Genomic DNA, 26134 nt, shown 5'->3' on the forward strand with positions numbered 1-26134 from the left:
TCCCCACCCCAGCGCCATCAGTGGATCTTGCGGCGAATGCGGCGGATCAAAAGCCAAACCGCGCCAATCACCGGCAGCACAAGCACCGCCGTCAGGCTCTCTTTACTAAGGCCCACCGCCTTGCCGAAAGGCTGCCCGAGATAAGAGGCAAGGCTCACCGCGTAATAGCTGATCGCGACCACCGAGAGGCCCTCGACGGTATGTTGCAGCCGCAAGGCCTGATCGGCGCGATGATCCATGCTTTCCAAGAGCCGCTGGTTCTGGCCTGAGCGCTCCACATCCACCCTGGTGCGAAAAAGTTCGGCCGCGCGGGCTGCGCGTTCCGACATTTCACGCAACCGCTTTTCGGCCGATTTCACCGTGCGCATCGCCGGATCATAGCGCCGCATCATAAACTCGGAGATCGTCTGCCTGCCGTTGATCCGCGTCTCGCGCAGCACCTGCACGCGTTGGTTCAAAATCGCCTCATAGGCCGCCGTGGCGCCAAAGCGGAAGGAGAACCGCACCGCCAGCCCCTCCAACTCGGCCGAGATTGTCAAAAGATCCTGAAGCACCGCTTCCGAGGGCCGCCCGTCGCTTTCCAAGCCTGCAACCAAGGCCTCCATCTGCGGGTCGAGCGCGTTCAGCCGATCATTCAAATGCCGCGCCCGCATAAGCCCCAGCATCGAGACCGCGCGATAGGTCTCAATCTCGCAGATCCGTTGGACAATGCGGCCAATCCGGCGCGGCGAGGTGCCGGGGCGAATGAAGATCGCAAAGCGCATATGGCCTGCCGGATCGATGCGGAAATCGCCAGCGATGATCGCCGCCTCATCCACGACTTGGCTGAGGATCATGCTTTCGGGCACGAACCAATCCTCACAGAGCGCAAATATATCATCGGGATCTTCCGGCATCTCGGCAATGCGGATCAGCGCCGAGACCAGCCTTTTGCCCGGCGCCCTCTCGATCCAATCGGCAGGGAAAATCGTGGCCTCGACCGGATCAAAAGGCCGGGCCGAGAGGCCGGGGCTGAAGGCGGTATAGGTCACGAATTCGGTGTGGCTTTCCCATTTCAACCCGGCGCGGCCGAGATGGCCCGAGTAATGCGTGGCCTGCGGCTCGGGCCGCGGTGCGCCGTGGCGGCGGGTCAATTCGGTCAGATGCGCCAGATCGGCCTCGCGGTCGCGATTGGCAGCATTGGTCGGTTCTTTGATCGCCAGAAACACCGCCGTGCAGGGCAGATCGACCGAGGGAAACGGCCGAGCGTGCAGCTCGTTCACGGTGGCATAGCGCAAAGGGTGGTCGAAAGGCGGCATGGCAGGACTTCCAAGATCAACGTGCCGCCAGTTGCGCCAAGCCCGCGCCAAGCAACCAGAAAAATCGCGGAATACCGGGGTATGCAACCAATCTGTGGCCAGAATGCAATTGCCCATGCAAAAGGCCCCGGGGATGCCGGGGCCTTTAAGGGTCTGTGACGCGCCGATCAGTCGATCATCGGCAGAAGGGCGTCGAGCGATTTTTTCGCATCACCGTAGAACATCCGGGTGTTGTCTTTGTAGAACAACGGGTTCTCGATGCCGGAATAGCCGGTGCCCTGCCCGCGCTTCGAGACGAACACCTGTTTCGCCTTCCAGCACTCCAGAACCGGCATGCCAGCGATCGGCGAGTTCGGGTCTTCTTGGGCGGCCGGATTCACGATGTCATTCGAGCCGATCACGATGGCCACATCGGTCTCGGGGAAATCATCGTTGATCTCGTCCATTTCCAGAACGATGTCATAGGGAACCTTCGCCTCAGCCAGCAGCACGTTCATATGGCCCGGCAGACGGCCCGCCACCGGGTGAATGGCGAAGCGGACGTTCTTGCCCTTGGCGCGCAGCTTGCGGGTCAGTTCGGAGACGGTTTGCTGGGCTTGTGCCACCGCCATACCGTAGCCCGGGATGATGATGATGCTGTCAGCATCGTTCAACGCCGCAGCCACGCCTTCGGCATCGATCGCGATTTGCTCGCCAGTCACTTCCATTTGCGGACCAGCGGTGCCGCCGAAACCGCCAAGGATAACGCTGATGAACGAACGGTTCATCGCCTTACACATGATGTAGCTCAGGATCGCGCCCGAAGAGCCGACCAAGGCGCCGACCACGATCAGCAGGTCATTGCCAAGGCTGAAGCCGATCGCCGCTGCCGCCCAGCCCGAGTAGCTGTTCAGCATCGAGACCACCACCGGCATATCGGCGCCGCCGATGCCCATGATGAGGTGATAGCCGATGAACAAGGCCGCAATCGTCATCACGATCAGCGCCAAGACCGAACCGGTTTGCAGATAAACCACCAGCATGATCAAGGAGATGATCGCGGCACCGGCGTTCAGCATATGGCCGCCCGGCAGCTTTTTCGCCTTGCCGTCCACTTTGCCAGCCAGCTTGCCGAAAGCAATGACCGAGCCGGTGAAGGTGATCGCACCGATGAAGACGCCAAGGAAGGTTTCCACCCGCAGGATGGCAATCTCAGTCGCGTCTTTCAGCATCAGCTTTTGGGCAAAGGCCGAAAGGTCGCCGCCTTGCAGCTTGGCTTCCAGCGCCATCAGCGCCGCCATATCGCCCGAGGCCATCGCCTCATCCATCAGCGCCATCAAAGCTTCGGGATTTTGCGCAAGGCCTGCGAGTTCGGCCAGACCGGCCAGCTCGATATGGGTGTTGAAGCCCACGAAGACCGCAACCAAACCGACCAGCGAGTGCATCGCCGCCACCAGCTGCGGCATCTCGGTCATCTGAACCTTTTGCGCCACGATCCAGCCGATCGCGCCGCCGACGAGGATCAGGACCAAAGCGGCCACGGCAAAACCGGGGCTCATATCTTTGCTGATCAGGGTTGCCGCCACGGCCAAAGCCATGCCGACAATGCCATACCAAACCGCGCGTTTTGCGCTTTCCTGCCCGGAGAGACCTCCCAGCGACAGGATCAAAAGAACCGCCGAGACCACATAGGCGGCAGTGGTGAATCCAAGTGCCATTCTGCGGCCTCCCTTACGACTTTTGGAACATGGCGAGCATACGACGCGTCACCATGAAGCCACCGAAGATATTGATTCCGGCCATGAAAACCGAAAGCCCCGCCAGAATGATCACCAACCAATGGCTGGAGCCGATCTGCATCAGCGCGCCCAGAATGATGATCGACGAGATCGCATTGGTGATCGCCATCAACGGCGTGTGCAGCGAATGCGCCACGTTCCAGATGATCTGGAAGCCAACAAAGCACGACAGCACAAAGACGATGAAATGCTGCATGAAGCTGGCCGGAGCGACGAGGCCGACCAAGAGCAATGCCGCGCCCGAAACGCCGAGCAAGGTGAATTGGTTGCGGGTCTGCGCCTTGAAGGCAGCGACTTCCTGCGCGCGCTTTTCCTCGGGCGTCAGCTCTTTGGCCTTTTCCTTCGGCTTTTGCGCCGCGATCGCTTGGATCTTCGGCGGCGGCGGCGGGAAGGTGACAGCCCCCTCATGCGCCACGGTCGCACCGCGGATCACATCATCTTCCATATTATGCGCGATCACACCGTCTTTCTTCGGCGTGAGGTCGAAGAGCATGTGACGGATGTTATTGGCATAAAGCGTCGAGGCTTGGGTCGCCATCCGGCTTGGGAAGTCGGTGTAGCCAACCACGGTCACGCCATTATCGGTGACGATCTTTTCATCGGGCACGGTCAAATCACAGTTGCCACCGCGCTCGGCCGCAAGGTCGATGATGACCGAGCCGCGCTTCATCAGCGCAACCATATCCTCGGTCCAAAGCTTCGGTGCCGGGCGGCCGGGGATCAAAGCGGTGGTGATGACGATGTCGATCTCGGGCGCAAGCTCGCGGAATTTCTTCAGCTGGGCTTCGCGGAATTCGGGGCTCGACGGGGCGGCATAGCCACCGGTCGCGGCACCATCTTGGGCAGCCTCAGCAAAGTCGAGATAGACGAATTCCGCGCCCATCGACTCGATCTGCTCGGCCACTTCGGGACGCACGTCGAACGCATAGGTGATGGCACCCAGCGAGGTCGAGGTGCCGATGGCGGCAAGACCCGCCACGCCTGCGCCGACGACCAGAACCTTGGCCGGAGGCACTTTGCCCGCCGCCGTCACCTGCCCGGTGAAGAAGCGACCAAAGTTATTGCCAGCCTCGATCACCGCACGGTAGCCGGCGATATTGGCCATCGAGGACAAAGCGTCCATCTTCTGCGCGCGGCTGATCCGCGGCACCATATCCATCGCAACAACCGTCGCGCCACGCTCGGCCACTTGGGCGAGCAGAGCCTCGTTCTGGGCGGGCCAGAAGAAGGAAATCAGCGTCTGACCTTGGCGCAGCTGTGCCGCCTCCGAGGCTTCGGGGCCGCGCACCTTCACCAGCACATCGGCAGCCTCAACCACCGCGGCGGCGGTCGGCAGAACCGTAACACCGGCGGCGCTATAGGCGGCATCGGTGAAACCCGCCCGCTGACCCGCGCCAGATTGCAGCACGCATTCGTGCCCCAGTTTTTGCAATTGCAGCGCCGAATCGGGGGTCATCGCCACCCGGTTCTCGCCCTCAAAAATCTCAGCCAATGCGCCGATCTTCAATGATCTGCCCCCTCATATGGCGGTAAAACCGCATCCCATGCCGTTCCTGTACCATCGGGGGGTCTGATATCAACCGCAGAATGCTGCCATGCGGCATTTCCGTTATTGCGGCCACCCCGCCCGTTTCCGGCACAATGCATGCAGGTGACGCTGGGTAAACTATCAAAGTGACGCCAAAATGCTACATAATGCAGCGTTTGAGCGCCTTTGGGCGCGGTACAGAGGTGAAATCGCCGATGGCGCACAGGCAGACTGGCCCAAGGCCTTGGGGCGATCGTCAAACCCTACGCGCAAGCATTTCAGCCAAAGATTGCAAATCTCATCCGCCGCCTGACGCAATTTGGCCAAGTCATTCGTCAAAGCGCAGCCCCGGACCACGCCGAGAGTCGACCTTTGAAGGCGCTGACCGCCTCGCAATTGCGAATTAGTTTAAGCTTGAAATGAATGATCGAATTCCCTATCAGCTAAAGGAAATCATCAGGGGGCCAGATGGCCCGGGGGGCCCGCGCATGACGACCGATTTCAACGCGACCAAGGCGATGTTCGACCTGCCCGATGGGGTGATCTACCTTGACGGCAATTCGCTGGGGCCAATGCCGAAAGCCGCCGCCGCGCGGGTGGCCCAGACCGTGACGGCGGAGTGGGGCCAGATGCTGATCCGCGGCTGGAACCAAGCCGGCTGGATGGAGATGCCCTCGCGCATCGGCAATCGCATCGCCAAACTGATCGGCGCCGAAGAAGGCTCGGTCGTGATGGGCGATACGCTCTCGATCAAGGTCTATCAGGCGCTGGCTTCGGCCTTGGAGATGAACAAACCCCGCAAGGTGATTTTGTCCGACAACGGCAACTTCCCCTCGGACCTTTATATCGCTGATGGTTTGGCGCGCACTTTGGGCGAAGGCTACGAGTTGCGCACGGTTGCCCCCGAAGACGTCGAAGCCGCGATCACGGACGAGCTGGCCGTGTTGATGCTAACAGAGGTCGATTACCGCACCGGCCGCAAGCATGACATGGCGCGGCTGATCGAAAAGGCCCATGCGCATGGCGTCTTGGTGGTTTGGGATCTCGCGCATTCTGCGGGCGCCATTCCGGTGGAACTGGCCCGCGATGGCGCCGATTTTGCCGTAGGTTGCAGCTATAAATACCTCAACTCCGGCCCCGGCGGCCCGGCCTTCATCTATGTCGCCCCCCGCCACCAAGAGCGCGCCCGCCCTGCCCTGTCCGGCTGGCTTGGTCATGAGGCGCCCTTTGCCTTTGACCTTGATTACCGCCCCGGCAACGGGGTCGAGCGGATGCGCGTGGGCACCCCGCCGATCCTCCAACTCGCCGCTTTGGACGCAGCATTGGATGTCTGGGAAGGCGTGACCCTGCAAGAGATCCGCGCCGCCGCGCTGGCGCTGCAAGACCGCTTCATCGCCGGGGTCGAAGCCGCCTGCCCCGATCTGGAACTTGCGACCCCGCGCGAGCATGCAAACCGTGGCAGCCAAGTCTCCTTCCGCCATGCCGAGGGCTATGCCGTGATGCAGGCGCTGATCGCCGAGGGCGTGATCGGCGACTTCCGCGCCCCCGACATCCTGCGCTTCGGCTTCACCCCGCTTTACATCGGCCCGGATGAGGTGGATCGCGCGGTGCAAATCCTTGCGCGCATCATCGAGACCAAAGCTTGGGACCGGCCCGAGTTCAAAGCCCGCTCGCGCGTGACATGAACTGGCTCCGCCGCCCCCGGATCAAGGCTGGTCGCTTTTTGAAGGCGGCCTGCATGGCCGTCTTTGCGGCTGTGGCGGGCATCGGTGCGGCGGACCTTTTCAAGCTGCGGCGCGACATTGTTGCGCCGCCTTACGGGACGGCTGACGCGCTGCCGCCGCTGTGCCGCCCCTCGGGCTGGGCCGCGCTTTGGCGCCGCATGGGCGCCAGCTCAATCCTGTGCCGGAGAACCGCCTTTTCCCTCTGAAATCCAACGTTTTCAAAAGGAAAAGACATGACCAAACCTCACGATCCCGCCAGTGACGGCGCGCAGATGTCCTTTGATGGGCGGATGTCCTATGGCGATTATCTGGCGATCGACCAGATCCTGACCGCGCAAAAACCGCTTACCGATGCGCATGATGAGCTGTTGTTCATCATCCAACACCAGACCTCTGAGCTTTGGATGCGGCTGGCCTTGCATGAATTGAATGCCGCACGGCAGATGATTGCGGCCGATCGCACGCGGGAAGCCTTTAAGATGCTGTCGCGGATCGCGCGGATCTTTGAGCAGCTGAACAATGCTTGGGACGTGCTGCGCACCATGACCCCGGCCGATTACACCACCTTCCGCGAGGCTTTAGGGCAATCTTCGGGCTTCCAGTCTTGGCAATACCGGCTGATCGAATATGCCGTCGGCAACCGCAATCTGGCGATGCTGAAACCGCATGAGCATCGGCCCGATTTGATGGCCAAGCTTGAAGCCGAACTCGCCCGCCCCGGCCTTTATGATGAGGCTTTGCGCGCCTTGGCGCGGATGGGCCTGCCGGTCCCGGCAGATGTGTTGAACCGCGACCTGCGCCAGCCTTGGACCTTCCATGAGGGCGTGCAAGAGGTTTGGGCGCAGGTCTACCGCGATCCGGTGGCGCATTGGGAGGCCTATGAGCTGGCCGAAAAGTTGGTGGATTTTGAAGATTACTTCCGCCGCTGGCGCTTTAACCATGTCACCACGGTCGAACGTGTGATCGGTTTTAAGCGCGGCACCGGCGGCACCTCGGGCATCGCCTATCTGCGCCGGATGCTGGAAGTGCAGCTTTTCCCTGAGCTTTGGTCGCTGCGCACCGTTCTCTAAGCGTAAGGCCCCCTGCCTACCCTCTGCCAATCGGGCACATAGGGTGGGCAGGACCACATTTCCAATTCCCAAAACGTCATCAATCATTGGATTTTCACGGCGGCATCACGATGCCGTCAAGCCTCGCCTCTAGGTAGTCTCACCTACAGGGCCAGGTTTGACGTCAAGTCAGCGCTAAGCTAGGGTCTGGCCGGAAGAACCCGGGGGCAGCGCCTCTGGGACACGCATCTTATGAGCATAGAATGACGCTGACCGGTCGAATTCCCGCCCTCTCCCCCCTGCTTAAGGCGCCGCTGCTGGCCTTGGCCGCAGCCCTGACCCTGTCGGCCTGCGTCGATGGCATGTCGGGCACCGCGCCCGGCGCCAGCGTTGCTCAGTTGCCCGGTCCGCCACTGCCGAAGCCCGATGACGCGCTTTACGCGGCGCAATCGGACGGGCAATTCTCGGTGCCCGAGCTGCCGATCGACCAGATCCCCGAGGCCTATCGCCGGCAAGTCGTTGAATATCCGTCCGATCAAGTGCCGGGCACGATCATCATCCACCCCAGCCAGCGCGTGCTTTACTACGTCTTGGGCAAGAACAAAGCGATCCGCTATGGCATCGCGGTGGGTGCCGAAGGTTTTGGCTGGTCGGGCGAGTCGATCGTGTCGAAAAAGCGCCACTGGCCGACTTGGACGCCGCCGAAAGAGATGATCGAGCGCAAGCCCTCGTTGCAAAAATGGGAGAACGGCCAGCCGGGCGGCCCGACCAACCCGATGGGCGCACGCGCGATCTACCTGACCTCGAATGGCGTCGATTATGGCTATCGGATCCACGGCACGCCGGAATGGAAATCGATCGGGCGCAATGCCTCTTCGGGCTGTTTCCGTATGATCAACCAAGACGTTATGGACCTCTATGAGCGGGTCCAGGGCGGCGAGAAGGTCATCGTCCTGACCGCGAAAGGCGAGATGCCGACGAAGCTGTCGATCCCGAAACCGCCCGCCCCAAAGAAAAAGGCCGAGCCGAAGCCCGAGGTTCCTGCAACCGATCTGACCCTGACCGGCCCGCCTCCGGGTCTGGTGGGGCCGACTGCCCCGGCAACGGGTGCAGAAGCGGCACCCGCCGTTGCAGTCCCGGCCTTGCCGACCGCCGCGCCCGCCGTCTCTTCCGCGGCCTCGCCCATTGCCGCCGATACGCCGCCCACGGCAGAGCCAGTTGCTCCGGCAGCCCCTGCGGCTCCGGCGGCTGTCGAAGCCCCGGCTGTAATTGAGGCCCCGGCCGAAGCACCTGCCCCCGCCGCAACCTGCGCCGTGCCGTTGGTGAATGGCCTTTGCCCGCAGGGCTAAGCAGTGCGCTGCAAATGAATTAAAAGGCCGAAGATCATCTGATCTTCGGCCTTTTTGCTTACGCCCAGCCGCACCATTGCGACACGGCCCATCGACTATTCGGCGGCCAGCTTGCGCCCCTTGCCCGCGGCCCAAGCCGCACAAGCGCGGCCAAAGGCCTCAAAAATCGGGCGCGAAACCGGATCTTCGCCCGCCCGCCACTCGGGGTGCCACTGCACCGAAAGCGTAAAGCCCGGCGCATTTTCCACATGGATCGCCTCGGGTGTGCCATCGGGAGCGGTGCCATCGATCACAATCCGCGGCCCCGGCCGATCAATCCCCTGCCCGTGCAAGGTGTTGGTCATCACCTCTTCTTGGCCCAAAAGCTGATGAAACGGGCTGCCCTCGACAAAGCGCACCGGGTGGCGAAGCGCGAATTGCTCTTCCAATGTGCCATTGGGCGGCATCCGGTGGTTCATCCGCCCCGGCAGCTCGCGGATCTCGGGGTGCAATGAGCCCCCCATCGCCACGTTGACCTCTTGAAAGCCACGGCAGATGCCAAGGAAAGGCTGGCCACGCTCGACACAAGCGCGGATCAACGGCAACACCACCGCATCGCGGCCCTGATCGAAGGCACCATGCGCGGGCGTCGGCTCCACGCCATATTCCGAAGGGTGCACATTCGGCCGCCCACCGGTCAGCAAGAACCCATCGCAGAGGTCCAAAAGATCCTCGACCGAGACAAAGCGCGGGTCGGTCGGGATGATGAGCGGCAAACAGCCCGCGACCCCGGCGACCGCTTCGGTGTTGATCACGCCCACGGCATGCACCTCATAGCGCTCATCCAGCGCATGGCTGTTTCCGATGATGCCCACGACGGGGCGGCGGCTGGTCAAGCTCGACATGTCCGGGGTCCGGGAGTTGGAATAGGGGAGTATGGGCGTTCTTGCGGTTAAGATAGCGATGCTATGCCAAAGGGTGAAGGCCCAGATGCAGGCGCAGACGCACAGCAGCCATGCAGTCCTGCAGGGTTGAGGTCGTGCAGAACGATGCCACCGCTCCCTGAGATTAACCCAACCCTGTGCCAAAGCCTTTCAGATAAACCGCTTTTTCGTCTAAACGAGCCCCGAGCATGAAATGCGCCACATTCGTGGTTTTGGGTCGCTTTCAGAATGGCCCCGTGCTGCACTTGGGCCTAGATGGCGCGTATGAGTTCCTCTGCCGCCTCCTCGCTTGTCACCCCTACCTTGAAACCGCTTTTGGGCATTGGCCTGATGACGGCGGCGATGATGGTCCTGCCGGGGATTGATGTGCTGGCCAAATTCCTTGGCGCGGCGGGGCTGCCGATCTTGGTCGTGGTCTGGGCGCGCGCGCTTTTCGGCACGATCTTGGTGGTGCCGCTGGTCGTCCGCTCGGCGGGTCTGGCTGGCCTGCGCCCGCAAAACTTACGCTACCACATCGCCCGGGCGTTCTTGCTCTACAGCTCCACCTGGCTTTTCTTTAGCGCGTTGAAATACCTACCGATTGCCGATGCAATGGCGATCTTCTTCATCAACCCCCTGATTGTGACCCTGCTGGCAGCACTGGTCTTACGAGAGCGGGTCGGCCCGAAACGCTGGGCTGCGGTGGCGGTGGGTTTTATCGGCACGCTGATCATCATCCGCCCCGGTATGGTCGAGATGAACCAAGGCACGCTTCTGGCGCTGGCGGCGGGCGTCTCGGTCGGCAGCTACTTTGTGATGACCCATGCCCGCGCCGGGCGTGACGATGCCAATGTGCTGACCTTCCACACCAGTCTGATTGGGACTTTGGCAATGACGGCAATGCTGCCAATGGCTTGGCAGATGCCCGATGCCACGCAATGGCTGATGCTGATTGCCCTTGGCCTGATCGCCACCACCGGGCATTTGCTGATCACCTTCGCCTATAAGCAGGCCGAGGCCTCATTGCTGGCACCCCTCGCCTTTGTCGAGATCATCATGGCGGTGTTTTTCGGCTGGTGGTTCTTTGCCGAACTGCCGGATCGCTGGACGATCCTTGGCGTGGCCATCCTGATCAGCTCGGCGATCTATATCTCGCTGCGCACCCGCAAGGTGGCGAAGGCGCAAGCCCAAGGTTAAGCGCCTTTGGCAATGACCATTGCCGCCGCCTCAAGCGCGCCAGCGCCATGCGGGATTGCCAAGGCTTTCAACCCCGCATCCATCACCGCCAAAGCGCCGAGCGTCATATGGGCGCTGACATGGCCCATATGCGCGACCCGCAAATAGCCGTGATAGGCCGGATCATCCGGGGCGGCCATGCCAAGGCCAATGCCCAAAGTCACCCCGGCCTTATGCTCGCACCATTCCCGCAGCCTTGTGGCATGCGGCGCGCCAAACCGCGCGGCGGTGACCGAGCGGCCCCGCCATTCGGGACGGCTGACGTTCAGCCCGATCTGATCGTTCCCCCGGCCCCAAGCCTCAAACGCCGCCCAGACCGTGCGCGCCAGCACCTCATGCCGGTGCCAAGCCGCCGCGATCCCCTCTTCCTGCACCAACATCGTCAGCGCCTCACGCAAGGCATAAAGATGCGCCGTGGGGGCGGTGCCGTCCCAATGCTGATAGAACTCGGTCGCTTGCGCGCGAGGCTGCCAGTTCCAATACGGGCTGGCGAGGTCCGATCCCTGACAGCGCAGCCGCGCCTTCTCATTAAACCAAACGAAGGCCAGCCCCGGAGGCGTCATCAACCCCTTCTGGCTGGCCGCCACCGTGACATCGACGCCCCAGTCATCCATTCGATATTCATCGCAGCCCATCGAAGCGATACAATCCACCGCCAAAAGCGCCGGATGCCCTGCCGCATCAATTGCACGGCGCAAAGCCGGAATGTCATTGCGCACCGTGGTTGCTGTATCGACATGCGTGACCAAGACCGCCTTGATCTGGTGCTTCAGATCTTTGCGCAGTACGGCCTCAAACCTTTCGGGATCGACGGGTGTTTCCTTACCGAAATCAATCAGTTCAACCTCAATCCCCATAGCACGGGCATGGTTGGCCCATGAAAGGCCGAAGGTACCAGTCGCCAGAACCAGCGCCTTCTCCCCGCGCGAAAAGAGGTTCGCCGTCGCCGCCTCCCAGCCGCCATGCCCATTGCTGATATAGGCCGCGACATGGTGCTTCGTGCCCGCCACCGCGCGCAGATCGGGCCAAAGGCTCTCAACCAGATCCAAAAGCCCGCCCTCATAGATATTGGGGCTGCCGCGATGCATGGCGCGCTGCACCCGATCAGGCATGACCGAGGGGCCGGGAATGGCAAGGTAGGGATGGCCAAAGGCAAGTGTCATCGCAGGCTCCTAATGTCCGCTGATATGGCTAGAGCCGAATGCAGGCCGCCGCAACGGCGCTCTGCGCGGGCGCAGGTCCGTCCAGCGCTTGAGGCGCGCTGCTTGATCCGCTACACCAAAGTCTTCCCACGGAGGCGCACCTTGGCCGCGACAGCAACTGCCCCGACCCTTAGCCCGAAATCCAGCCAATCGCAGGGGCCGTTCCGCCGCTACTGGCTCGACTTTCTCAGCCGGCGTTGGAAGATGCTGGTTTTGGCGATGGCGGTGTCCGTTGCCGAAGGCGCAACATTAGGCGCGCTCTCTTGGCTTTTGGAGCCGCTTTTCGACCGGGTTTTCGCCAGCAAATCGACCGAGGCTTTGATCTGGGTCGGCGGCGGCATTCTGGGCCTCTTTCTCTTCCGGGGTCTGACTTCGATCATCGGGCGGCACCTGCTGGCGCGGCTGAACCAAGAGACCGCGGCCGATATGCAGGCAGCGCTTTTGGGCCATCTTCTGACGCTGGACGGCGGGTTCTTCCAAACCCACCCACCGGGCAGCCTGATTGACCGGGTGCAAGGCGATACCGTTGCCGCGCAATCGGGCATGCAGTTGGTGGTCGTTGGGCTTGCCCGCGATCTGGTCTCGCTGATCGGGCTTTTCGTGGTGGCGATCAGCATCGATCCCATGTGGACCCTTGCCGCATTGGTTGGCGCGCCGCTTTTGTTGCTCCCAGCCTTGGGTTTGCAACGCTACATCCGCCGCAAAACCTTGCAAATGCGGGCGGAATCCGGCCTGCGCGCCACTCGACTGGATGAGATTTTTCACGGCATCGCGCAGGTGAAGCTGAACCGGATGGAGAGCTACCAGGCCTCGCGCTTCCGCCAAATCCTAAACCGGATCATCCGTGCCGAGGTGAAATCAGCCACCGGTCGCGCCGCGATGCCCGCACTTGTTGATGTGGTGACCGGCGCAGGCTTCTTTGCCGTCCTTATGCTTGGCGGCGCGCAAGTGGTTGCCGGCAGCCGCACCACCGGCGAGTTTATGGCGTTTTTCACCGCAATGGCGTTGACTTTCCAGCCGATCCGGCGGCTCTCGGATCTGGCCGGCCAATGGCAAATCTCGCGCGCTTCCCTTGAGCGGATCTACGGGTTCTTTGACCAGCACGCCGCCGCGCTCCGCCCCGCGCAAAGCCGCGCTTTGCCGAGCGCCGTGCCGCCTGCAATTTCGTTCCAAGACGTGAGCTTTGGCTATGATGACGCCACACCGGTGCTGCGGGGGCTGAATTTCACCGCAGAAGCCGGTCAGGTTACGGCTCTTGTGGGCGCATCGGGGGCGGGGAAATCCACCGTTTTCCACCTCCTCACCGGCCTTGCCGAACCGCAATCGGGCCAGATCCTCATCGGCGGGGCCGCGACCGAAGCTATGACTTTGGCCGATCAGCGCCGCTCCTTTGCCGCCGTCTCGCAAGAGGCCGCGCTTTTTGATGAGACCTTGCGCGAAAACCTGATCCTTGGCCGCGATGGTATCCCGCAGGAACGTCTTGAGGCAGCGCTTGCAGACGCGCGGGTCGATGAGTTCTTGGCCCGCCTGCCACTTGGCCTCGACACCCCTGCCGGACCGCGCGGCTCGGCCCTCTCGGGCGGTCAGCGCCAAAGGGTGGCGATTGCCCGGGCCTTGCTGGCTGATGCCCCTGTGCTTTTGCTGGACGAGGCAACCAGCGCGCTGGATGCGGCGTCAGAAAGTGCCGTTACCGAGGCTTTGGCCCGCGCCCAAGAGGGCCGCACCACCTTGGTTATTGCGCATCGCTTGGCCACCGTGCGCGATGCGCATCGGATTGTGGTGATGGATCAAGGCCAAGCGGTCGAAATCGGCACCCATGATGAGCTTATGGAAAAAGACGGCCTTTACGCCAAGCTACATGCTTTGCAATTTCGGAACTAAAGCCTTTGCCCAAACCGACACCCGGCCTATATCAGCGGCAAAGGAGTGCGTTATGGGCGAAGCGGTTTTGGGACGGTCGATCTGGCAATTGACCGGCAAGGATGTGCTGGCTTTCCTGCAAGGTCTTGTCAGCAATGACGTTTTGCCCTTGGCTCAGTCTCCGGGGATCGTTTGGGCGGCCCTGCTCACCCCCCAGGGTAAGTATCTGGCTGACTTCTTTGTCATCCGTCGGCCCGATGCGCCCGAAGGCGAGATCCTGCTTGATCTGCCCGAAGCATTATCGGCGAATGTGATCAAGCGATTGCAGATGTATAAACTGCGCGCCGATGTTCAGATCGCGCCAAGCAGCTTGCAGGTGCAGCGCGGTTTGGACCCCGCTCCCGCAACCGCCCTGCCCGATCCCCGCCACCAAGATCTTGGCTGGCGTCTATATAGCGACAGCACCGGCGCGCCGCCTGCCATTGATTGGGACGCGCTTCGGGTCGAATTGATGGTTCCCGAATACCCGGCTGACTTGGTCCCCGACGAAAGCTACATCCTTGAGATGGGGTTTGAGCGTCTGAACGGGGTCAGCTTCCGCAAGGGCTGCTATGTCGGCCAAGAAGTGACCGCCCGCATGAAGCATAAAACCGAGCTGAAAAAGGGTCTGGTTCGCCTGTCGATCACCGGCACCGCAGCCGCAGGCACCCCCATCACGATCGCAGATGGGCGCGAGGCTGGAAGGTTGGGAACCGTTTCCGGTGGACAGGCGTTAGCGCATGCTCGGTTTGATCGACTGAGCGACACCCTCCTTGCGGACATGGCCAAGCTGGCGGCGGATAAGCTGGCAAAGTGACGAAGCGAAACTTGCGTGGCGCACATGACTAATCATTGAAACGCAGGCAAATAACGCTATATCTCGCTGATTGCTGCGGCAGAACTCGCAAAACTGAGCCGCAGAAGGGCGACTGCTATGCACCCAGCGCATTGCAGTCATTCCAAACCGTAAACGCCGAATCATGTCATTATTGCTAAAAGCCCTGAGCGAACAGCAAAGACAAGAAAAGACTAAGGATTTCGCCGATGCTCGACTCCATCGACAGCACTGCCTTTAACTTCGAGCAAGGTCAACGGGCACGCAAACTCTTTGCGGCCGTGGTTCTGGCCGCGCTGGATGATGCCATCGCCGACGATAAAAAATACGGCAATGGTCCGGATCAAATCGCACGTTGGGCGCGCTCGCGCGACGGGCGTGAAGTTCTCTCCTGTTCGGGCATCGACCCGAATGAACGCGTTGTCAAAGGCCTTATGGAATTCGTCGCCAAAGGTGTCCGCACCTCGGTTGCTCTCAGCCGCGAAGAATCCGAACGCCGCCATGCTTTGGAAGCGGATCAGGCAGAAGCTGCCTAAGCCGATTTGGCTGATCTGGGATAGGCCCAAGATCAGTGCCACACTGAAAAAGGCGCGCCTTCATGGCGCGCTTTTTCAATTTTTTGCACTGGGCTCTGCGCGCGCATTGCGCCGAATAGGTGCAAAAAAGCGGCCCTGAAGTGGGGCCGCTTTTTTATTGCCTTTGGCGTTTCATGCCAGTCGTGATTATTCGTCGTGATTATTCCAAGTCGCGCGCGGTGAGTGCCCGGTTCACCTCGACCCGTACCAGTTTGCGCACATTGCGGGTAATCCGCTCGCCCAAAGTGCCGCTCAGCTCTTCGCGAATGATCTCGCGCACGATCTGGCGCAGCGTCTCTTCGTCGATGCTGAAGCCGGTGTCATCCGCAAGCTCAACCCCGTCCGCGGCTGGGTTTATCGCGGCAACACCGTCGGGAACTGCGTTGTGCGCCTCTTCGGGCGTGATGTCCGCCTCGGCGCCCGCATCGACTGCGGTTTGCGCCATCAGACGACCAGCATCTAGATCCGCGCGCAGATCCGCCTCGGCCCAAGCTTGAGCAAGCGGCTCAGTGATCGGATCGTGAAGCCGATCACCGCGTCGCGGATGCGCAACGAAGGACAAGGGCTCAGAAGCATGAAGCTCTTCTATCTCAACGTCGCTGGCCAAGGCAGAATCCTCAGGCCATGCGGCCTCTGCCTCTGGGACCGCCTCCGCCACGACAGGCTCTGGCATGTCCATAGGCAAAGCCAAGCCTTCGGATAAGAGCGTCGCGGGCAAAAGAGCCCCCTCTTCCGCTTCAACGGCGGCGACGATGGCGGGCTCTTGCCAAAAGCTGCTCAGCTCTGGCCCAGCCACGCGCTCGGCTTCATCGGCATCAACGGGCGCGCCCGGAGCCGCCCAGAGGATGTCTGCATTCTGCGCCAAAAGCTCGGCTGCAAGCTTTGACGGCCCTTCCATCCCGGCGTCATCATAAATCTCTGCAGTGGCAGTGGCACCAAAGCTGGTTTCGGAGCCTTCTGCCTCGGCCTCATCGACCGACGGTGCGATAGCTTCATCTGCATATGCAGCTGCCGCCGTCTCTTCCCAAAGCGACTCTTGCGATACGGATGCTGCCTCTGCGGCCTCGATCTGCCAGTCATCCGCGACAGCCGTCACCTCAGCTACATCCGCGTCGGCCCGCGGCACCACCCGCAAGGCAGGCGTCAGCATCAGCTTGTCGCCCGCCGGATCCTGCGCGCGGGCTTCCGCCATAGCGGTCCGTGCCGGTCTAAGGTCTTCGGAGACCAGTCGGCGGATAGAGGAGAGGACATCCTCAATCTCAGGCGAAGTCAGAGGTTCGGACATGAAATTTTGCCTGCGCGATTATCGATTTTGTTGGCCACCTTAGCCAGAACCGCCGCGCCTGACAAGAAATTGGCAGAAGGCGCGTTAACGTCCGGTAAAAGAGTTCACGAAATTTTGCCGCAAACACAGCGCGAAAAAGAAACAGGGGGCGGAAACCCCACCCCCTGCTTAACATTCGCTTAAAGATTGGCTCAGTTGCCGATCTTCTTCATGATCTCATCCAGCTTCTTCCCCCGGCTCGACGTGGCCGGTGCGGTTTTCACCGCGTTGTAATAGGCTTGCGGATCATAGGTCGGGATGCCCAGTTTCAGATGCTCGACCGTCAAAAGCCCCATGCTGGCCAGCACTTGATAGACGCCGATGTAGCGCCCGGCCTCGGCTTGCAGGCGCGAGGCGCGGGCGTTCAGAAGCTCTTGCTCGGCGTTGAGCACGTCCAAAGTGGTCCGCGCGCCCAAGGTTGCCTCTTCGCGCACGCCGTCAAAGGCCGCTTGCGCCGCGCGGATCTGCTGGTTCGAAGCATCGATCGATGCGCCAAACACCGCCAGCGAGGCCCAAGCATTGCCAACGTTTTGCAAGACATCCACGACGCTTTGCCCCAAGGCCGCCCGTGCGCGGTCACCACCGGCCAAGGCCTTACGATACTGAGCAGATTTCTCACCACCCGCGTAAAGCGTTTGGTTCATGCTCAGCCCCAGACGCTCGGTCAAATCGCCATTGTCTGTCCAGTTGATCGAAGCGCCAAGGCCCACGGTCGGCTTCATATTGGCATTGGCAAGCCCAACCTGCGCCTCGGCCAAAGTCACCAGCTCTTGCGCTTGCAGCACGATCGGATGGCTGCGACGGGCGACGGATTGCGCCTCATCCACGGTTTTACCGATCTTCGGCACCGGCGGCAGCGCCGCCAGACGGCCGGGATAGGCGCCGGTCGCAGCTTTATAGGATTCGCGTGCGATCATCAGATCACCCTGAGCCGCAGCCAGATTAGAGCGCGCTGCCGCCAACCGTGCCTCAGCGATCGAGACATCGGTGCGGGTCACCTCACCCACATCAAACCGGTCCTGTGCAGCCTGCAGCTCTTGGCTGATCAGCCGCACGTTCGACTCGCGCAAAGCGACAATCTGTTGTTGCAGTTGCACATTCACATAGGCCGAGACCGCCGCCAGCAGCACCTGCTGCTCGACATTGACCAAGGCATGGCGGGTGGCCAGAACGCTGTGCTGCGCAATCTTGATGCCGAAGTCACGCCGACCGAAGTCCAACAGCAACAGCTCTGCCGAAAGCGTGGCCGACGACGAAAGCCCTTCCGTCACCAGATGGTTCGCGGAATTGGGCACATTGGTCTTGGCATAGGCATAGCCCGCGTTGGCCGCAAAGCTGATCACCGGGCGCAGCGAGGCGACGGCAATCGCCACATCCTCATCGGCCGCGCGCAGAACCGCTTGGTTCTGGTCAAGGAGGTGCGAGTTCTTATAGGCCGCGATCAGCGCATCTGCCAGCGTCTCGGCCTGAGCTTGAACCGCCGTCAAGCCTCCGGCCAAGGCCAAGCTGGCCGTCAAGGTCATCGCCCGCATGAAGTTCCGCATGATCGCTTTCCTGTTTGCTGCCCCGCCCGGCCTTTTCGACTGACGCCGGGAAAATCATTCGGCAAGGCGCGCCCCGATAAAGGGCGCGCAACTTATCACAACACGAAATTGCGCCCGCGTGCAAAGCCGGGCAGAAGCGGCGCGGTGGCGTTGAAGGCAAAGCGCCAATCGATACGACCGCCCTGCTTGATGCCAGTCTTCACCTGCCCCAGAGCGCCATCCATGAAGACCGCCGCGATGCGACCGCCCTCTTTTAGCTGATCGATCAGCGCCTCGGGCATTACTTCCACGCCGCCCTGCACGGTGATCACATCATAGGGACCATGCTTGGCCGCCCCCGCTGCCAAGGGGCCGGTGACCACGACCGCAGTATCGACACCTTCGGCCAACAGCGCACGCTCGGCCTCGGCCGCAAGCTCCGCATCTTCCTCGACGGCGACAACCGTCTCGGCCAGATGCGCGATCACCGCGGCGGAATAGCCAAAGCCGCATCCCAGATCGAGCACGATCTCGCCCGGCTGAATATCCAAAGCATCCAGCATCTTGGCCAGAGTGCGCGGCTCTAGCACGACCCGCCCCGGCGCGATCTCGATATTGTTGCCGACATAGGCCGCCTCTTGCAGCGCATGCGGTACATAGACCTCACGCGGGACTTGCAACATGGCGTCGATGATCGGGAATTTGGTAACGTCCGAGGGCCGGACTTGCGTGTCGACCATCATCACGCGGCGGGTGGCGAATTCGCTCATTCTGAACCTATCGGTTTAGATATTAAACAGCACGTCAATCATAGCCGGCGCCAAAGGGCAACAGGCTTTGCTTTCGCCTTTGTGCCGCAGATGGCGAGAGATTTCCAGCCCTGCCGGGCGCCCAAATGCAAGGCGCGGCGCGGCGGCAACGTGGCTTCGCTCATCAAGACAGAAGCGCCGTCGTCTTCGGGCTGCCGGCAGGGCCTCCGGCAGCGATATTTTTGGGCTGGAAGAGCCGTAAACCTCTATTTTCCGAATACATATCTTCGAGGAGAGGCTGCGGGCCAAAGGCGCGCAGCCACGGCGGGCGCAGCGTCCCCGCCCTGATTTGCCAAAAGCGCAGCGGTCCGGAGCCTAGCCTTGGATCAAGGGGCGCAACCGCGTCACCCCTGCGCTCACAACTGCGGCATCACCCCGCGCTTCCACGTTCAATCGCAATAGGGGCTCGGTGTTCGAGGCCCGCAGGTTGAGCCGCCAGTTTCCGAAATCAAGGCTCAGCCCATCGGTCCGGTCAATCGCAACCGCTTCGGGCGAAAGTGCCGCCTCTACCCGAGCCATGGCTTGGGCCACATCCGCCACGCGGAAGTTGATCTCGCCCGAGGAGGGGAAATCTTGCCGCATCTGCCCGACCAAGCCCGAGAGCGGCTGATTGGCGCGGCCCATCAACTCGGCGACCAAGAGCCAAGGGATCATGCCGGAATCGCAGGCCATGAAATCGCGGAAATAGTGATGCGCTGACATCTCGCCACCGTAAGCCGCACCGGTTTGCCGCATGGTGGCTTTCAGAAACGCATGTCCGGTCGGTGCCAAAACCGCTGTGCCCCCACCGCGCCGCACCGCCTCTTGCGTGGCCCAGATCACGCGCGGGTCATGGACGATCGTGGCCCCATTTTCTTTACCCAAGAAAGCGGCTGCCAGAAGCGCCACGACATATTCGCCCGGCACGAAACTGCCCACCTCGTCAAAGAAGAAGCAGCGGTCGAAGTCTCCGTCAAAGGCAATGCCCATATCGGCGCCATGCGCGCGCACAGCCTTGGCCGTCACCGGCTGGTTTTCAGGCAGTAGTGGGTTCGGGATGCCATTGGGGAAGCTGCCGTCCGGCTCGTGGTGGATCCGGGTGAAACGCAAGGGCGCGCCCTTCTTTTGCAAGGCCTCGGCCAGCGCATCGAAGGTGGGCCCGGCGGCTCCATTGCCGCAATTGACCAAAATATGCAGCGGGCGCAGGGCCTTGGGGTCAACAAACCGCGTTAGCGTCTTAACATAAGCCGCGCGCGCGCCAATGGCTTCGCGGATCTGCCCCGGGGCGGCGGCGCGGAATTCCCCGGCCTCGGCCAGATCATGGATCTGCCGCATAAGCGCAGGCTCCAGCGGGGCCGAGCCGCGCTGCACCATCTTCATCCCGTTGTAATCCATCGGATTATGCGAGGCCGTGACCTCGATCCCGCCATCGGCACCGAAATGCGTGGTGGCGTGGTAGATCTCTTCGGTGCCACAAAGGCCAAGGTCCAAAACCTGAGCCCCGGCCGCCAAGAGCCCCTCTACCGTCGCCGCCATCAAAGCCTCGGACGAGGCGCGGCAATCGCGCCCCACGCAGACGGTTTTCGCCCCCAGCACCTCGGCAAAGGCCTGGCCGATACGGCGGGCGATGTCTTCGTTCAGTTCTGCGCCGAGCCGTCCACGGATGTCATAGGCCTTGAAACAGCTCAGCATCTTTACCCTCTCGCCCCGTAATAAAGCCCAACAACATGCTCGGCTTGCGCGAAGAAGAGCCAGCGCGCGCAGGCAGCCCCGGCGAGATGCAGCACAAAGGCCGGCGCGGCAAGTGCGGGGAACGGCAGCGCCAGCAAGATCACCGGCAAAGCCGTGACCAGCCCCAGCGCGATCACGCGCAGCTTGGCCACATGGCGGCGACCGACGACATAGATCATTTCGCGCATCAGGTAATTGCCGGCGGTATGGGCGGGCTCAAAGACCTTGGTTTCGCCCAGCCGGTCAAGGCCCGTGGCAGAGCCAATGGTCTGGCCCGCGCGGGCAAAGGCAGTGTCGCCGCGCTTCCAGCCATAGGCCAGAACGGCAGCGAGCAAGAGACACAGGGCGATGGCGACCAGCTTCGGGGCGGCAAGGATCGCGCCCCCCGCTGCGGCAAAGGCCAAGAACGTGACCGGCGTCATTGGGTCATGCCAACGCGGCACCGACTTCAGCTGGGTATAGATCATCGAGGTGCAAAGGAGTGTCGCCACACACAAAACCGCCCCGATGCCGCCGATCCAGCGCGGCAGACCAAGGCCCAGCCAATCCGACAAAGCCATGGGTGCCAAGAGGATCAGCGTGGCGACCGCGGCCCAAGCTTCACGGCTCAGCCAGCTGGAGCGCCATTGCGTGAAGGCCAAAAGCGCGCGTTGCGGATTGCCCAAGTGAAAGGCCGAGGCGAGCAGCCCGACCACCGCCAGCCCGTAGCCCAAGGCCCAAAGGAAGAAGGCGGGCCAGCCTGCAACCGTTAGGATGCCCAAAGCCAGATAGGCCAAAAAGCCAAAGCCCGCACCGGAAAGTGTGGTGAAGATGATAACAGAAGGTGCCGGATTCATTAGATTTTCCCCAAAATCCGGTCAAGCCAACCGGCAAGGCCCTTGGCCTCCAAAGGCTCTAGCACCGGGGCAGCGACGGCGCCCTTTTTGCGCGGCGGCAAGTAGCGGTTGACCGGCTTCGTGCCCAGTTCGGGCATCAAAGCATATCCGCCCCGCGCCTCGACCAGTTGCGAGACCTTGCTTGTCGGGTCCGAAAGATCGCCGAAATGCCGCGCCCCGGTTGGGCAGGTGCGCACACAGGCAGGCTCGCGGTCTTCCTCGGGCAGATGGGTGTTGTAGATCCGGTCGACGCAAAGGGTGCATTTCTTCATCACCCCGGCATCGGCATCCATCTCGCGCGCGCCGTAAGGGCAGGCCCAAGCGCAAAGGCCGCAGCCGATGCAGGCGTCTTCATTGACCAAGACAATGCCGTCCTCGCTGCGCTTATAGCTGGCGCCGGTGGGGCAGACGGTGACGCAAGGCGCATCGGCACAATGCAGGCAGGAGCGCGGGAAGTTCACCACCTGCGGGGCGGCGTTCTCGGCCTGCACCTCATAGCTGTGCACCCGGTTGAGGAAGGTGCCGGAAGGCTTTGCACCATAGGCGTTTTGGTCCGAGAGCGGCACGCCGTAGCCTTGATCGTTCCAGCCTTTGCAGGCGGTCACACAGGCTTGGCAGCCGACGCAAGTGTCAAGGTCGATGACCAGACCAAGCGCTTTGTCAACTTTTCCGGGCAAGCAGGTCATGCGCGCGCCCCCTTCTTATCTAAACCGCGCCCGCCTTCCGCATGGGGCGGATCAGGCAGAACGGCAAATTGCGGCTGCGCGGGACGGCCCTCGGGGCGATCGGCGGCGGGCACACGTTCAATCCGCACCCGGCAGTCAAACCAAGCCGCCTGCCCCGTCACCGGATCCGAGTTGGAAAGCCGCGTCTCCCCGGGCAAAAGCTCGGAAATCAAGTGGTTGAGGAGGAAGCCCAAATTGCTCTCCGGCGCATCCTTGTCCAAGGCCCAAGACCCACGGCGTTTGCCAATCGCATTCCACGTCCAAACGGTATTCGGGTTCAGCGCGGCCATATGCGCGACCGGCACCTCGATCACCCCATTGCGCGAGGAGACGCGGGCGAAATCGCCCTTTTCAAAGCCCTGCGCCTGCCAAATCGCGGTCGGCAGATAGAGCGCGTTATGCCCCTTGATCTGCCGCAGCCAAGCGTTCTGGCTGCCCCAAGAGTGATACATATCCATCGGCCGCTGGGTCAGCGCATGGACCGTATAGCCGTAATCGGCATCGGCATCGCCGTAAGGCGGATACCAAATCGGCAGCGGATGCATCGCCTCTTTCAACCGCGCCCGAAGGTGATCCGGCGGCTGGCGATCGCCCTGCCCCTCGGCCGCCAATTGGAAGCGGCGCATCGGCTCGGACCAGATCGAGAAGAGATAGGGTTGCGGGGTTTCATAAAGCCCGATGCGCACCGCCCAGTCCTGATAGCCGGCATTCCACGGCTTATAAAAGCTGGCCTCTTCCGGGATATGCGCCTGATAAAACGCACCATTTTCAATGTAGCGCTGCATCTGCGCGGGGTTCGGCGCGCCGCGCCCCTCTTCCTCACCATTGCCGCGAAAGCCGATCAAGGGCCCCACGCCGGGGCGGCGCTGGTGGTTGATGATATAATCTTCGTAGTCGTGGAACTTCGCGCTGCCGTCCTCATTCACCATCCCCGGCAGGCCAAGCCGTGCGCCCAGATCCAAAAGCACCGATTGGAAGCAGCGCACCCCCCGATCGGGCGCGATCACCGGCCAGCGGATCGCGTCGCCTGCGGCATCCGGCTCAGAAATCGGGCGGTCCAGAAGGCTGATGCAGTCGTGCCGCTCGAGATAGGTGGTGTCGGGCAGGATCAGATCGGCATAGGCCACCATCTCGGAGGCATAGGCGTCAGAATAGATGATCCGCGGGATGATATATTCGCCATCCGCGCCCTGCTCGGTCAGCATCTCCATGACACGCGTCGTGTTCATCGAGGAGTTCCAAGACATATTCGCCATGTAAAGGAACAAAGTATCAATGCGATAGGGGTCGCCGGCATGGGCATTCGGGATCAGCATATGCATCAGCCCATGCGCCGAAAGCGGGTTTTCCCAAGTGAAGGCCTTGTCGATCCGTGCGGGGCTGCCATCGGGCAAAAGCGCCAGATCATCGGGCCCGCGCACATAGCCCAAATGCGGGCCGGACAGCGGCTTGCCGGGGGCAGAGGCGAAATGCGGGGTCGGATGTGCCTCGACAGGCTTGGGGTAAGGCGGCTTCAAGCGGTAGCCGCCCGGCGCCTCAACCGAGCCAAGGATGATCTGCAAAAGATGCAAGGCGCGCGCGGTCTGGAACCCGTTGGAATGGGCCGAGATTCCGCGCATCGCATGGAAGGAAACCGGGCGGCCTTGCATGGCCTCATGCTGGTTGCCACGGAAATCTTTCCACGGGCGGCTCAGCGTGAAGGCATGATCAAAGGCCGCTTGCGCCAGCTCTGCCGCCAAGCTGCGAATGCGCTCTGCCGCGATGCCGACACGGGCCGAGACCGCTTCGGGGGCGTATTTCGGGTCAAGATACTCCTCGGCCATATGCTGGAAGACCGTGCGGTGCCCCTCCCACGTCGCGCCCAGATCTGGCTCAACCCCCTGCCCGTCCCAAGGCGCGGGCTGGCCGGTGCGGCGGTCGATCACAAAGGGCTGACGCTCGGCATTTTTGACGAGCATGCCCTTTTCGGCGCCCCGCTGGCTGTTCACCAGCATCGGCGCATTTGTCCATTGCGCCAGATAGTTAAGGTCGATCTTGCCCGCTTCCATCAGGCAATGGATCAGCGACAAGATCAAAAGCCCATCGGTGCCGGGCGTGATGCCATACCAATCATCCGCCACCGCCGAATAGCCGGTGCGCACCGGATTGACCGAGATCACCCGCGCGCCACGTTCCTTCAGCTTGCCAATGCCGATCTTGATCGGGTTGCTGTCGTGATCTTCGGCCACGCCGAACATCACGAAAAGATTGGTCCGCTCCCAATCGGGCTGGCCAAACTCCCAAAAAGCGCCGCCGATGGTGTAGATCCCACCCGCCGCCATATTGACCGAGCAAAAGCCGCCATGCGCCGCGTAATTGGGCGTGCCGTAAGCCTGCGCCCACCAGCCGGTCAGGGATTGCGACTGATCGCGCCCGGTGAAAAAGGCCAGCTTCTCGGGCGCAGTCTCACGCAGAGGCTTCATCCATTGCACTGCAAGATCAAGGGCTTCGTCCCAAGTGATCTCTTCAAATGCGCCCGAGCCGCGCGGCCCAACCCGCTTCAACGGCGCCTTCAGCCGTGAAGGCGCAGTGACCTGCATGATCCCCGAGGCGCCCTTGGCGCACAGCACGCCCTTGTTGATCGGATGATCGCGGTTGCCCTCGATGTAAGAGACCCGGCCCTCTTTCATGTGCACATTGATCCCGCAGCGACAGGCACACATGTAACAGGTGGTCTGGCGGATCTCATCCGAGACAGCGGGCGAGGTCTCAAGGCGCGGCACATTCATTGGACGGCCCTTTCACGGCGGCACGGCAAGGTGGCTAGAGCGCATTCGGCTTTGGCTGGCTTCAAGTGCAACGGCAGACCCCCAGACTATTGTGCGGCGCGCTTGCGCATCCGCAGAACGTTTTTCTTCGTTTTCACTGATCGTTAGACCAAAGGCAATGGTTTCAGCAGTTTTGGCGGATCGCTTTGACCGAGTGTCTGCTGCCGCCCACCTTTAGGTGCTGCGTATCAAAGAAGGGCTTTCAAGAGGCCCAAGCTGGCCAAAGCCGCCAGCAGCAGCACCACGAAGCGTCGAAACTCTTGTGGCTCGGCTCCGAAGAAATGCCGCCCGCCCAGATGATTACCTAGGCCAGTCAGGGGGATAGCCAGCAAGACCGCCCATAGCGTTTGCAGGCTGATGAGCCCATGCCCCCAATAAAACGGCATCGAATAGAGATCGAGAAAAGGGAAGTAAGCGATCAACGTGGCGCGAAACACCGCCGGCCGCATCGGCTGAGCCGCGAAGAAGGCGGCCAAGGGCAGCCCGCCCATGCCAGGCGCATTGGCAAAGCCCGAAACCACCCCCATCGCGGCCGTGCCTTTAGCCCCCACCTCATCCGCCAAACGCCAGCCGACCATTAGCACCGCGCACATGACCAGCACATAGCCCGATATCAACGCCCGCGCCGCATCTTCCGAGATCGCTGTCAAAAGCCAAAGGCCCAAGGGCAGTCCAACTGCCGCTCCAGCCAGCAGGAATAGAACTCGGCGCCAATCGATATCGGGTCCGGCGCCGCGCCAAGACTGCAACGACATCGAGAACTCAAGCACTGCCACCACCGCGACGATCTGCAGCGGGTTCATCACCAAAGACGCGCCCGCCACCACGATGGCGGAATAGCCAAAGCCCGAATAGCCGCGGACAAACCCCGCCCCAAGGATCACCAGAGCCATCCAGATCAACCCAAGCGGGCCTAAGTCGAACATTGTCGGGCCATCCCTCTTAAGATTTGCTAAATGCCGTCCGGCCAACGCGCTCAGTCTTCG

The 26134-nt window shown here is 61.8% G+C and carries 21 protein-coding genes; 8 read left to right on the forward strand and 13 right to left on the reverse strand.

From position 1 onward, the window contains the following. Nucleotides 1-17 precede the first annotated feature (17 nt). The 3 genes from Q9295_RS11485 to Q9295_RS11495 form a co-directional block, all read right to left on the reverse strand. Entirely contained in the window at nucleotides 18-1298 is a 1281-nt protein-coding gene (locus tag Q9295_RS11485; protein ID WP_306680716.1) for a DUF3422 family protein, read from the reverse strand. Between the two features lie 167 nt (nucleotides 1299-1465). Then, nucleotides 1466-2995, reverse strand: coding sequence for an NAD(P)(+) transhydrogenase (Re/Si-specific) subunit beta (locus tag Q9295_RS11490; protein ID WP_306680717.1), 1530 nt, complete (start codon nucleotides 2993-2995; stop codon nucleotides 1466-1468). Nucleotides 2996-3008: 13 nt separating this feature from the next. Further along, entirely contained in the window at nucleotides 3009-4583 is a 1575-nt protein-coding gene (locus Q9295_RS11495; RefSeq protein ID WP_306680718.1) for a Re/Si-specific NAD(P)(+) transhydrogenase subunit alpha, read from the reverse strand. Nucleotides 4584-5092: 509 nt separating this feature from the next. Here Q9295_RS11495 and kynU point away from each other — a divergent pair. The 4 genes from kynU to Q9295_RS11515 all read left to right on the forward strand — a co-directional run bounded on the left by kynU (nucleotide 5093) and on the right by Q9295_RS11515 (nucleotide 8726). Next, entirely contained in the window at nucleotides 5093-6289 is a 1197-nt protein-coding gene (gene kynU, locus Q9295_RS11500; RefSeq protein WP_306680719.1) for a kynureninase, read from the forward strand. 53 nt (nucleotides 6290-6342) lie between these two features. Continuing rightward, on the forward strand, nucleotides 6343-6534 hold the full coding sequence (locus Q9295_RS11505; protein WP_306680720.1) for a hypothetical protein: 192 nt from the start codon (nucleotides 6343-6345) through the stop codon (nucleotides 6532-6534). A 27-nt stretch (nucleotides 6535-6561) separates the two neighbouring features. Then, a complete protein-coding gene (kynA, locus tag Q9295_RS11510) occupies nucleotides 6562-7398 on the forward strand; it encodes a tryptophan 2,3-dioxygenase (protein WP_306680721.1) in 837 nt (278 codons plus the stop codon). Nucleotides 7399-7640: 242 nt separating this feature from the next. Further along, nucleotides 7641-8726, forward strand: coding sequence for a L,D-transpeptidase (locus tag Q9295_RS11515; RefSeq protein ID WP_306680722.1), 1086 nt, complete (start codon nucleotides 7641-7643; stop codon nucleotides 8724-8726). Nucleotides 8727-8821: 95 nt separating this feature from the next. On the opposite strand, the gene Q9295_RS11520 is transcribed toward Q9295_RS11515, so the two are convergent. Further along, nucleotides 8822-9610, reverse strand: a complete 789-nt coding sequence (locus Q9295_RS11520) for a gamma-glutamyl-gamma-aminobutyrate hydrolase family protein (RefSeq protein WP_306680723.1) — start codon at nucleotides 9608-9610, stop codon at nucleotides 8822-8824. Between the two features lie 303 nt (nucleotides 9611-9913). On the opposite strand from Q9295_RS11520, the gene Q9295_RS11525 reads away from it, so the two are divergent. Further along, complete coding sequence (locus tag Q9295_RS11525; RefSeq protein WP_306680724.1) at nucleotides 9914-10825, forward strand: DMT family transporter; 912 nt, start codon at nucleotides 9914-9916, stop codon at nucleotides 10823-10825. Here Q9295_RS11525 and Q9295_RS11530 read toward each other — a convergent pair. Then, nucleotides 10822-12027, reverse strand: a complete 1206-nt coding sequence (locus Q9295_RS11530) for a pyridoxal-phosphate-dependent aminotransferase family protein (RefSeq protein ID WP_306680725.1) — start codon at nucleotides 12025-12027, stop codon at nucleotides 10822-10824. The two genes, Q9295_RS11525 and Q9295_RS11530, sit on opposite strands and share 4 nt — an antisense overlap. A gap of 243 nt (nucleotides 12028-12270) precedes the next feature. Here Q9295_RS11530 and Q9295_RS11535 point away from each other — a divergent pair, with 243 nt between their 5' ends. The 3 genes from Q9295_RS11535 to Q9295_RS11545 all read left to right on the forward strand — a co-directional run bounded on the left by Q9295_RS11535 (nucleotide 12271) and on the right by Q9295_RS11545 (nucleotide 15336). After that, on the forward strand, nucleotides 12271-13947 hold the full coding sequence (locus Q9295_RS11535; protein ID WP_306680795.1) for an ABC transporter ATP-binding protein: 1677 nt from the start codon (nucleotides 12271-12273) through the stop codon (nucleotides 13945-13947). 52 nt (nucleotides 13948-13999) lie between these two features. Then, nucleotides 14000-14782, forward strand: a complete 783-nt coding sequence (gene ygfZ / locus Q9295_RS11540; protein WP_306680726.1) for a CAF17-like 4Fe-4S cluster assembly/insertion protein YgfZ — start codon at nucleotides 14000-14002, stop codon at nucleotides 14780-14782. A gap of 227 nt (nucleotides 14783-15009) precedes the next feature. Further along, nucleotides 15010-15336 carry a DUF6280 family protein gene (locus tag Q9295_RS11545; RefSeq protein ID WP_306680727.1) on the forward strand — a complete coding sequence of 109 codons (327 nt, stop codon included), beginning with the start codon at nucleotides 15010-15012 and terminating at the stop codon, nucleotides 15334-15336. 199 nt (nucleotides 15337-15535) lie between these two features. Here the strand turns inward: Q9295_RS11545 and Q9295_RS11550 are convergent, their stop codons facing one another. The 8 genes from Q9295_RS11550 to Q9295_RS11585 form a co-directional block, all read right to left on the reverse strand. Beyond that, entirely contained in the window at nucleotides 15536-16660 is a 1125-nt protein-coding gene (locus Q9295_RS11550) for a hypothetical protein (protein WP_306680728.1), read from the reverse strand. A 191-nt stretch (nucleotides 16661-16851) separates the two neighbouring features. Then, on the reverse strand, nucleotides 16852-18231 hold the full coding sequence (locus Q9295_RS11555; protein ID WP_373457459.1) for a TolC family outer membrane protein: 1380 nt from the start codon (nucleotides 18229-18231) through the stop codon (nucleotides 16852-16854). 107 nt (nucleotides 18232-18338) lie between these two features. Continuing rightward, the gene (locus Q9295_RS11560) at nucleotides 18339-18992 is read right to left on the reverse strand and encodes a protein-L-isoaspartate O-methyltransferase family protein (protein WP_306680730.1); all 654 of its coding nucleotides are present in this window, start codon (nucleotides 18990-18992) and stop codon (nucleotides 18339-18341) included. 354 nt (nucleotides 18993-19346) lie between these two features. Further along, on the reverse strand, nucleotides 19347-20702 hold the full coding sequence (locus tag Q9295_RS11565) for a phosphohexomutase domain-containing protein (RefSeq protein WP_306680731.1): 1356 nt from the start codon (nucleotides 20700-20702) through the stop codon (nucleotides 19347-19349). 2 nt (nucleotides 20703-20704) lie between these two features. Further along, nucleotides 20705-21577 (reverse strand): dimethyl sulfoxide reductase anchor subunit family protein, encoded by an 873-nt coding sequence (locus Q9295_RS11570; RefSeq protein WP_306680732.1) that lies wholly within the window; start codon nucleotides 21575-21577, stop codon nucleotides 20705-20707. Then, a complete protein-coding gene (locus tag Q9295_RS11575; RefSeq protein ID WP_306680733.1) occupies nucleotides 21577-22302 on the reverse strand; it encodes a 4Fe-4S dicluster domain-containing protein in 726 nt (241 codons plus the stop codon). The genes Q9295_RS11570 and Q9295_RS11575 overlap by 1 nt, the downstream gene beginning before the upstream one ends. Further along, nucleotides 22299-25109 carry a molybdopterin-dependent oxidoreductase gene (locus Q9295_RS11580; RefSeq protein WP_306680734.1) on the reverse strand — a complete coding sequence of 937 codons (2811 nt, stop codon included), beginning with the start codon at nucleotides 25107-25109 and terminating at the stop codon, nucleotides 22299-22301. Before Q9295_RS11580 ends, Q9295_RS11575 begins: the two co-directional genes overlap by 4 nt. A gap of 227 nt (nucleotides 25110-25336) precedes the next feature. Then, a complete protein-coding gene (locus Q9295_RS11585; RefSeq protein WP_306680735.1) occupies nucleotides 25337-26074 on the reverse strand; it encodes a sulfite exporter TauE/SafE family protein in 738 nt (245 codons plus the stop codon). Between the last annotated feature and the right edge of the window lie 60 nt (nucleotides 26075-26134).

The organism is Pseudogemmobacter lacusdianii, assembly GCF_030848395.1.
In the GTDB taxonomy this organism is placed as follows: Bacteria; Pseudomonadota; Alphaproteobacteria; order Rhodobacterales; family Rhodobacteraceae; genus Pseudogemmobacter; species Pseudogemmobacter lacusdianii.